Origin of the sequence: Rathayibacter rhapontici (genome assembly GCF_001995175.1) — a bacterium.
GTDB lineage: Bacteria > Actinomycetota > Actinomycetes > Actinomycetales > Microbacteriaceae > Rathayibacter.
This window is the reverse complement of the sequence record NZ_MUKN01000095.1, coordinates 1-7,610: the sequence shown is the minus strand read 5'-3', so window position 1 is coordinate 7,610 and position 7,610 is coordinate 1. Positions and strand designations below refer to the sequence as shown.

Below are 7,610 nucleotides of genomic sequence, written 5' to 3'. Positions count from 1 at the left end.
GCCCGGCGCGAGCACTCCCAGGGCGAGCGCGCGCACCCGCCGCGCGCCGAGGGCGACCGTGGCGACCTGGACCGAGACGACGTCCTCCCAGAGGGCGATGCGGAGGGAGTCGGAGCGCTCGGCGGCGAGCGCCGGCCCGTCGGAGCCGAGGGCGACGACGGAGACCGGGTCGGGGCGCCGCTCGGCGGCGGGGGCGGCGGCCCGCCGGAGCGAGCGCTCGAGCTCACGGGCGCCGAGGACCGTGAAGCCCTCGCCCACGTCGGCCAGCTCGGCGAGCCGGCGCTGCCGGGCGGGAGCGGCGTGGTGGATCCGCGAGCGCACGCTCTCGCGCAGGCGCAGCAGCTCGCCGGGCGAGGTGAGCAGCACGGCGGGCTCGAACCTCGTGCGCGGCGGGAGCGGCGCGGCCCGTACGGGCCCTCGCGTCGACTCCCGGGTCGGAGCGCCCCACGGCGGCGGTGCACCTGCGTCCACGTCCCCTCCTCCGATCGCGCTGACCACCCGATTCTCCCCCGCCGCCCCGCGTCTTGCCCGAGAGCCCGCTCCGACCTACGATGGGAGTACCCCCCTGGGGTATTCGATCACCACGGCGCGGACCCGCACCGCCACCACGAGGAGCTCCGACATGACCACTCGACCCGACCTCGGCCTGACCGCGAAGACGACCTCGGACGCGCCGTCCGGCGGCTCCTGCGGCTGCGGCTCGACCGGCGGCTGCGCCTGCGGCGGCCACGGCGGGTCGCAGGGCGCGTCGTCCTCGATGAGCGCCCCCTCCGTGCAGACCTTCGGCGTCGCCGGCATGACCTGCGAGCACTGCGTCCGCAGCGTGACGGAGGAGCTCGCCGCGTACCCCGAGGTCAGCGGCGTCGACGTCTCGCTCTCCCCCGAGGGCGTCTCGTCCGTCACCGTCGGCTCGCTCCGCCCGCTCGGCCGCGAGGAGATCGCGGCCGCCGTCGCGGACGCCGGCTACCGCCTCGCACCCCTCGCCTGACGTGGGCTCGCACTCCTCTCCCGACGTGGCCGGCTCGTCCGCGCGACCGCTCCCGCTGCGCTCGAGCTCGCGATCGGCGGCATGACCTGCGCCTCGTGCGTCGCCCGGGTCGAGAAGCGCCTCGTCGCACTGCCCGGAGTCACGGCCACCGTGAACCTCGCGCTCGAGCGCGCCACGGTGGTGCTGCCCGAGGGCACGACCGCCGCCGACGCGATCGCCGCGGTGGAGGCCGCGGGCTACACGGCGACGGTGCCCGCGCGGGAGACCGCGGAGCCGACCGGATCCGACCCGGCCGACCCCGCCGACCTCGAGCGCCGGACCCTCCGCACCCGCCTGGGCGTCTCCGCCCTGCTCGCGGCGCCCGTCGTCCTGCTGTCGATGATCCCCCCGCTGCAGTTCGCGAACTGGCAGTGGCTGTGCCTGGCCCTCGCGGCCCCGGTGGCCGTCTGGGGCGCCTGGCCGTTCCACCGGAACGCGGTGAAGGCGCTGCGGCACGGCTCCACGACGATGGACACGCTGATCAGCCTCGGCGTGCTCGCCGCGTTCGGCTGGTCGCTGTACGCCCTCTTCCTCGGCGACGCGGGCCGAGCCGGGATGAGCATGCCGTTCGAGCTGCTCGGCTCGCGCTCCGGCCACGACGAGATCTACCTCGAGGTCGCGGCGGCGGTGCCGGTCTTCGTCCTGGCGGGCCGCTACCTCGAGGCGCGCTCGAAGCGCGACGCCGGAGCGGCGCTGCGCGCACTGCTCGACCTCGGCGCGAAGGACGCGGTGCGCCTCGCCGCGGACGGCACCGAGGAGCGGGTCGCCGCGACGTCGCTCGCGGTCGGCGACAGGATCCGCGTGCGCCCCGGCGAGGTCGTGGCCGCCGACGGCACGGTGCTCGACGGCTCGAGCGCGGTCGATGCGAGCATGCTCACGGGCGAGAGCGTGCCGGTCGAGGTCGGCCCCGGCTCCGTCCTGGCGGGCGGCGTGCTCAACGCCCACGGCGTGCTGAGCGTGCGGGTCGACCGCGTCGGCTCCGACACCGTCCTCGCCCGGATGGGCCGCCTCGTCTCGGACGCGCAGGCCGGCAAGGTGCGCGTGCAGCGCCTCGCCGACCGCGTCTCCTCGGTCTTCGTGCCCGTCGTCGTCGTGCTGGCCCTCGCCACCCTCGTCGGCTGGCTGCTCGCCGGCGCCGACCTCGCGGCGGCCGTCTCGCCCGCCGTCGCCGTGCTCGTCGTCGCCTGCCCGTGCGCGCTCGGCCTCGCCACTCCGACCGCGGTGCTCGTCGGCACCGGTCGCGGTGCGCAGCTGGGGATCCTGATCCGCGGACCCGAGGTCCTCGAGACCAGCCGTCGGATCGACACGGTCGTGTTCGACAAGACCGGCACCCTGACCACCGGCGCCTTCGAGGTCGTCGACTCCAGCGGTGACGAGGCACTGCGGATGCTCGCCGCCGTCGAGCGCGGCTCGGAGCACCCGCTCGCCGCGGCGCTGGTCAGGGGCGCCGAGCAGCGCGGCCTCGACGTCCCCGAGGCGAGCGGCTTCCGCGCCAGCGCCGGCTTCGGCGTCCGCGCCCGCGTCGAGGGCCGCCTCGTGGTCGCGGGCCGCCTCCGCTGGCTCGAGGAGCAGTGGGGCTTCGCGCCCGGTGCGCTCGCCGAGCAGGCCGAGCGGGCCGCGACGAGCGGAGGGACCGTGGTCGGCGTGGGCTGGGAGGGCGAGCTCCGCGGCCTGGCGGTGCTGCGGGACGAGCCGCGCCCCGAGGCCGCTCGCGCCGTGGCGGCGCTCCGCTCCCGCGGGCTCCGCGTGCTGCTGCTCACCGGGGACAACCCCCGAGCGGCCGCAGCGGCCGCCTCGGCCGTCGGCATCGTCGAGGTGATCGCCGAGGTGCTCCCGGAGGAGAAGCTCGCGGTCGTCGAGCGCCTGCGCGCCGAGGGCCGCAGCGTCGCCCTCGTGGGCGACGGCGTGAACGACGCGGCGGCCCTCGCCGCGGCCGATCTGGGCATCGCGATGGGTGCCGGGACCGACGCCGCGATCGAGGCGAGCGACGTCACGCTCGTCGGCGACGACCTCGCCCGGGTGCCGACGCGCTCCGACTGGGCAGGAGGACCCTCGGGATCATCCGAGGCAACCTCTTCTGGGCCTTCGCGTACAACGTCGCGGCGATCCCGCTCGCGATGGCCGGGCTGCTCGGCCCCCTCGTCGCGGGCGCGGCGATGGCGTTCTCGAGCGTGTTCGTGGTGCTCAACAGCCTGCGCCTGCGGGGCTTCCGAGCGCAGGGCTGAGCACCGCGCCGCGCACGGGCCCGAGCGCCCCCCGGCGGACCCTGGCGCTCCCGGGTCCGCCGTGATCGACTGGGGCGATGCGCACCGAGACCCGTCAGGGCGTCCCCCTCCTCCTCGTCGACGACGACGGCCCCGCCCTCTCCACCCCCGAGGATGCGCTCGCGCTCGTCGGCGGCAGCTACGACGGCGCGGTCGAGACGATCGTCGTGCCGGTCGGCCGTCTCGATCCCGAGTTCTTCCACCTGCGCTCCGGCATCGCGGGCGGCTTCGTGCAGACGCTCGTCGACTACCGCAAGCGCCTCGTGGTCGTCGGGGACATCACGACGGCGGTCTCGGAGTCGAGCGCCTTCCACGACTTCGTCGTCGAGTCGAACGGCGGCGACCACCTCTGGTTCGTGCCGGCGCTGGACGCCCTCGACGCGCGCCTGGACGGCTCCGGCACTCCCGAGCAGCCCGGCGCCGAGGGCGGGGTCGAGCCGACCCCCGGGCGCTGATGGCGCTCCTCGTCCCGGACGCCGCCGGCGCTCCCCCGCGCCTGGACGGCCCTGTCCGCCTCCTGCTGCTCGCCGACACCCACCTGCCCAAGCGGGCCAGGGAGCTGCCCGAGGAGGTCTGGCGCGCCGTCGACGAGTCCGACCTCGTCGTGCACGCGGGCGACTGGGTCGACGAGGCGAGCCTCGACGCTCTCGAGGCCCGGGCGCCGCGGCTGCTCGCCGTCTGGGGCAACAACGATCCGGAGGGGCTGCGCGCCCGCCTGCCCGAGGTCGCCCGCGCGGTCGTCGGCGGCCTGCGCATCGCCGTGATCCACGAGACGGGTGCGGCGAGCGGCCGGGAGGCGCGCGCCGACGCGGCGCACCCCGACGTCGACGTGCTCGTCTTCGGCCACAGCCACATCCCCTGGGACTCGGTGAGCCCGGGCGGCCTGCGCCTGCTCAATCCGGGCTCGCCGACGGATCGGCGCCGCCAGCCGGCCTGCACCTACCTGACCGCGGTGGCCGAGGCCGGGGCGCTGCACGACGTGCGGCTCGTGGAGCTGCCGCCGAGGGCGCCGGCCGTGCCGAGGAGCGCCGCGCCGCGCGGGTCCCTCTAGTCCCGCCTCCTCGACAGCTCGCGCAGCAGGCTCCTCGGTGCGGGGCTGCCCGGCGTGCTCAGCAGCTCGCCGAGCCCGCGCGTGCCCCCCTCCGCGAACGCCCGGCGCTGTCGAGCGGCCCCCGTGCCGAGGCGCGTCAGCCGCTCCAGCCCGTCGTCCACCGCCTCCGCGTCGCCGAGGGCGTGCAGCCCGCCGTCGATCCACTCGCGCAGCTCGGCGACGACCTCGGCGGCCGGCAGGGCCCGGCCCTCGCCGGGCGAGAGCAGGGTGCCGTCGAGCCCGAACCGGCCCGCGTGCCAGAGGGCCGCGTCCAGCAGCTCGGGGGCGATGGGCGAGCACGGCTCGCCGCCCTCGGCCCGGTCGAGCGCCGAGCGCACGAGCGCCCGGCAGATGCCCGCGATCAGCACGGCGTCGGCCGCATCGAGCTGCGCGTCCGCGACCCGGATCTCGAGCGTCGGGTAGCGCGAGGAGAGCCGGGCCTGCCAGCCGATGGCTCCGCGGTCGACCGTCGCCCCCAGCCCGATCAGCGCGCGCTCGCGGCGGTCGTAGTCGTCGGCGCTCGAGAACCGCGGCGGGCAGCCGGCCGTCGACCATCGCCGCAGCGCGACGCTCCGCCAGCTGCCGAAGCCGGTGTCGGCCTCCGAGTGGAAGGGCGAGTTCACCGACAGCGCGAGCAGCGTCGGCAGCCAGATCCGGAGACGGTTGAGCGCGGCCACTCCCGCGTCGCGGCTGGGCACCTCGACGTGGACGTGCAGCGCCTGCACCCGGTGCTCGTCGATGAGCGCGCCCATCCGCTCGCCGACCTCCCGGTAGCGGGGCACCGGAGAGAGCACCGGCCGCCCCGGCGACGCGAACGGCACCCCGACTCCCGCCGCGAGAGCGTCGAACGCCGCGGCGGTCGTGGTCAGGCGGGAGCGGAACCCGGACAGGCAGGAGTGCGCCTCCGCGAGGCTCCGCAGCACCGGCGAGGTGAACTCGAGCTGGCAGGCGAGGAACTCGCGGCCGAGGCAGCCGCCGAAGTTCGGGTCGCCGAAGAACTCGGAGTAGACGGCGTTCCCCAGGTCCAGCGGGTGCAGACCGGCGGCGTCCAGCAGGACGAACTCCTCCTCGATTCCGAAGCCGAGCACGGTGCCTCCCGATCGCGGACCCCGCGACCACGTCGTCGCTCGGGGGGCCCGATGACGCGACGCTAAGCGACGCCCGTCGGGTTCGGCGAGGCCCTTGACGAACCCCCTCGCACTCGTTCCAGGACGTTTCGCGAGCCCGGCGCAAGGGGGTGGCGGTGAAGTGAGGGCCGCCTAAGCTCACTGAGATGACCGGTTCGCACGACAACCCCGACACCGCGCACCTCCGCCCGGCCGGGCTCGACGACGCCACCGTCGCCGCACTGGGCAAGCTCTCGGAGGCGCTCGAGACCGTCGAGCACGCCCGCGGGCTCCTCTACGGTTTCCACCGTCTGACCGGCGCCGCCGACCTCGCGCTGGGCGAGGCCGTCGACGCGTTCCGCGAGGCGGGGCACGACGAGGTCGCCGATCGCCTGGAGTCGCAGCTGGTCGGCCGCAACGTCATCGAGGGGCGCTGGACCTTCCAGATCGTCGAGGACTACGACGACACCTACTACAGCGAATTCCGCGAGCAGGAGCGCGCCGCGCGCGACGAGCTCGCCGACGGCCGCCGCCACCTCTTCGAGTCCGAGATGAAGGAGGACCGCCGCACGGCGGGCCGCCGTCACCACGAGTCCCGGCCGGAGCGCGCATGAACGCCGTGATCCGGATGCACGCCGCCTCGCTGCGCGTGAAGGCGGTCACCCCCGGTCGCTCGACACGCGGTGGGGGCCCGGAGCAGGAGGACACGATGAGACGCACCATCCTCAGCATCGACGGACGCCGGTTCCTGCTCTCACTGGAGCTCGACACCGAGGCCCTCGAGAAGCGCCTCGTCCAGGCGGTGCGCGATCACGGCGACATGGTGAGCTTCACCGTGGCCGGCGAGCGCGAGGTCTGCGTCCTGGTCTCGCCCGGAGTCGCCGTGATCCTCGAGCACGAGGACGTGCCTGCCGAGGATCCCGACGACGAGGACGCGCCGTTCCACTACGACGACGTCGAGTACCTGAGCTAGAGACCGCCGGACGCTCTCAAACCGCGCCCGCCAGCGCCCACAGGTGGTAGGCCGCGTGGGCGCGGTGCGGTCGCCAGCGCTCGGACTCCGCGTCGGCCGCTGCCGTCGAGACGCCGCCCAGTGCTCGGCGCAGCACGAGATCGCCCGCCGGGAACGCGTCGGGGTCGCCGAGCAGGCGCAGCGCGAGGTAGTCGGCGGTCCAGGGGCCGATGCCGGGGATCGCGAGCAGGAGCCGCCGCTGCCGGGGCAGGTCGGCTGCGGGGTCGAGCACGAGGCCGTCGGCGAACGCCGCCGCCACGGCGCGCACGGTGCGCGCCCGCGCGTTCGTGACTCCGATCGCCGCCCTCAGCTCCTCGAGGGGCACGTCCAGCAGCGCCTGCGCCGTCGGGAACGCTCGGAGCCCTTCGGAGCCGCTGCCGCCGAAGGCGCGACCGCCCGCCCCCCGAAGGTGCGTGCCGCCGCGACCGACACCTGCTGCCCGAGCACGGCGGCGATCGCGGCCTCGAACGCCTCGGGACAGCGGACGGCGCGCAGCCCCGGCCTCGCCGCGACCGACACGGCGAGTCGCGGATCGGCCGACAGCGCGGCTCCGATCGCCTCGACGTCGCTGTCGAGATCGAGCCACGCCCGCACGAGGACGACGACCCGGTCGATCGCATCGGTGGAGGAGGTGACGCGCGCGCCGGACTCCGTCAGCTCGAGTGCGACGTGCCGCAGCCGACCGTCGACGGTGAGCAGCCGCTCGAGTCGGCGGCCGCCGTCGGCGACCCGCTCGGCCCCGGGCAGGGCGTGGTTGCGGAGGAGGTTCGCCGCGGCCGCGAGGTCGACGGGCCCGTTCGCGGTGAGGTCCACCGTGGACGACTCGCTCAGGGGACCAGCACCACCTTGCCGCCCGCCCGGCCCGACGCGACCAGCTCGAGGGCGGCGGCCGCCTCGGCGAGCGGGAACGAGGGGCCGAGGACGACCTCGAGTTCTCCGCAGGCCGCCGCGGCGAGGAGGGAGGGGCGGGCGGGCGGAGTCGCGCAGCGCCGTGCCGGGATCGGCGCCGGCTCCCCCGCCGAGCCGCAGGACGCCGCCGAGGCGCTCGGCGTGCTCGAAGCCCGCGATGGTGGCGATCCGGGAGCGGTCGGCGATCAGGGCGACCGAGACG

9 protein-coding genes and 1 pseudogene are annotated in these 7,610 nt (G+C 76.0%); 6 read left to right on the top strand and 4 right to left on the bottom strand.

Features of this window, described 5'->3' with window-relative positions; translation table 11 throughout:
* Nucleotides 1–366, bottom strand: a 366-nt coding sequence (locus B0T42_RS18275) for a hypothetical protein (protein WP_139344582.1), incomplete at its 3' end; no start/stop codon positions are given.
* A 256-nt stretch (nt 367–622) separates the two neighbouring features.
* Here B0T42_RS18275 and B0T42_RS21755 point away from each other — a divergent pair.
* The 4 genes and pseudogenes from B0T42_RS21755 (at nt 623) to B0T42_RS18255 (ending at nt 4,342) form a co-directional block, all read left to right on the top strand.
* The gene (locus tag B0T42_RS21755; RefSeq protein WP_236720407.1) at nt 623–988 is read left to right on the top strand and encodes a heavy-metal-associated domain-containing protein; all 366 of its coding nucleotides are present in this window, start codon (nt 623–625) and stop codon (nt 986–988) included.
* Between the two features lie 81 nt (nt 989–1,069).
* Nucleotides 1,070–3,252 (top strand): annotated as a pseudogene (locus tag B0T42_RS18265) (heavy metal translocating P-type ATPase).
* Nucleotides 3,253–3,329: 77 nt separating this feature from the next.
* Nucleotides 3,330–3,746: a DUF4180 domain-containing protein gene (locus tag B0T42_RS18260; protein WP_077224412.1), complete on the top strand. Its 417-nt coding sequence runs from the start codon at nt 3,330–3,332 to the stop codon at nt 3,744–3,746.
* Nucleotides 3,746–4,342, top strand: coding sequence for a metallophosphoesterase family protein (locus tag B0T42_RS18255; RefSeq protein WP_077224411.1), 597 nt, complete (start codon nt 3,746–3,748; stop codon nt 4,340–4,342). The genes B0T42_RS18260 and B0T42_RS18255 overlap by 1 nt, the downstream gene beginning before the upstream one ends.
* On the opposite strand, the gene B0T42_RS18250 is transcribed toward B0T42_RS18255, so the two are convergent.
* A complete protein-coding gene (locus B0T42_RS18250; protein WP_077224410.1) occupies nt 4,339–5,469 on the bottom strand; it encodes a carboxylate-amine ligase in 1,131 nt (376 codons plus the stop codon). The genes B0T42_RS18255 and B0T42_RS18250 overlap by 4 nt on opposite strands.
* Before the next feature lie 185 nt (nt 5,470–5,654).
* Between B0T42_RS18250 and B0T42_RS18245 the strand changes: the two genes are divergently transcribed.
* Both B0T42_RS18245 and B0T42_RS18240 read left to right on the top strand, forming a co-directional pair.
* On the top strand, nt 5,655–6,101 hold the full coding sequence (locus tag B0T42_RS18245; protein ID WP_077224409.1) for a hypothetical protein: 447 nt from the start codon (nt 5,655–5,657) through the stop codon (nt 6,099–6,101).
* 95 nt (nt 6,102–6,196) lie between these two features.
* Nucleotides 6,197–6,460 carry a hypothetical protein gene (locus B0T42_RS18240; RefSeq protein WP_139344581.1) on the top strand — a complete coding sequence of 88 codons (264 nt, stop codon included), beginning with the start codon at nt 6,197–6,199 and terminating at the stop codon, nt 6,458–6,460.
* Between the two features lie 16 nt (nt 6,461–6,476).
* Here the strand turns inward: B0T42_RS18240 and B0T42_RS20800 are convergent, their stop codons facing one another.
* Both B0T42_RS20800 and B0T42_RS22845 read right to left on the bottom strand, forming a co-directional pair.
* Entirely contained in the window at nt 6,477–6,824 is a 348-nt protein-coding gene (locus B0T42_RS20800; RefSeq protein WP_201788588.1) for a DNA glycosylase family protein, read from the bottom strand.
* Nucleotides 6,806–7,610: AlkA N-terminal domain-containing protein (locus tag B0T42_RS22845; RefSeq protein ID WP_446737396.1), on the bottom strand; the 805-nt coding region annotated here is incomplete at its 5' end. The genes B0T42_RS20800 and B0T42_RS22845, both read right to left, overlap by 19 nt.

Coding starts and splice junctions, on each gene's coding strand:
- B0T42_RS21755 (WP_236720407.1), top strand. CDS start 623: ATGACCACTCGACCCGACCTCGGCCTGACCGCGAAGACGACCTCGGAC.
- B0T42_RS18260 (WP_077224412.1), top strand. CDS start 3,330: ATGCGCACCGAGACCCGTCAGGGCGTCCCCCTCCTCCTCGTCGACGAC.
- B0T42_RS18255 (WP_077224411.1), top strand. CDS start 3,746: ATGGCGCTCCTCGTCCCGGACGCCGCCGGCGCTCCCCCGCGCCTGGAC.
- B0T42_RS18245 (WP_077224409.1), top strand. CDS start 5,655: ATGACCGGTTCGCACGACAACCCCGACACCGCGCACCTCCGCCCGGCC.
- B0T42_RS18240 (WP_139344581.1), top strand. CDS start 6,197: ATGAGACGCACCATCCTCAGCATCGACGGACGCCGGTTCCTGCTCTCA.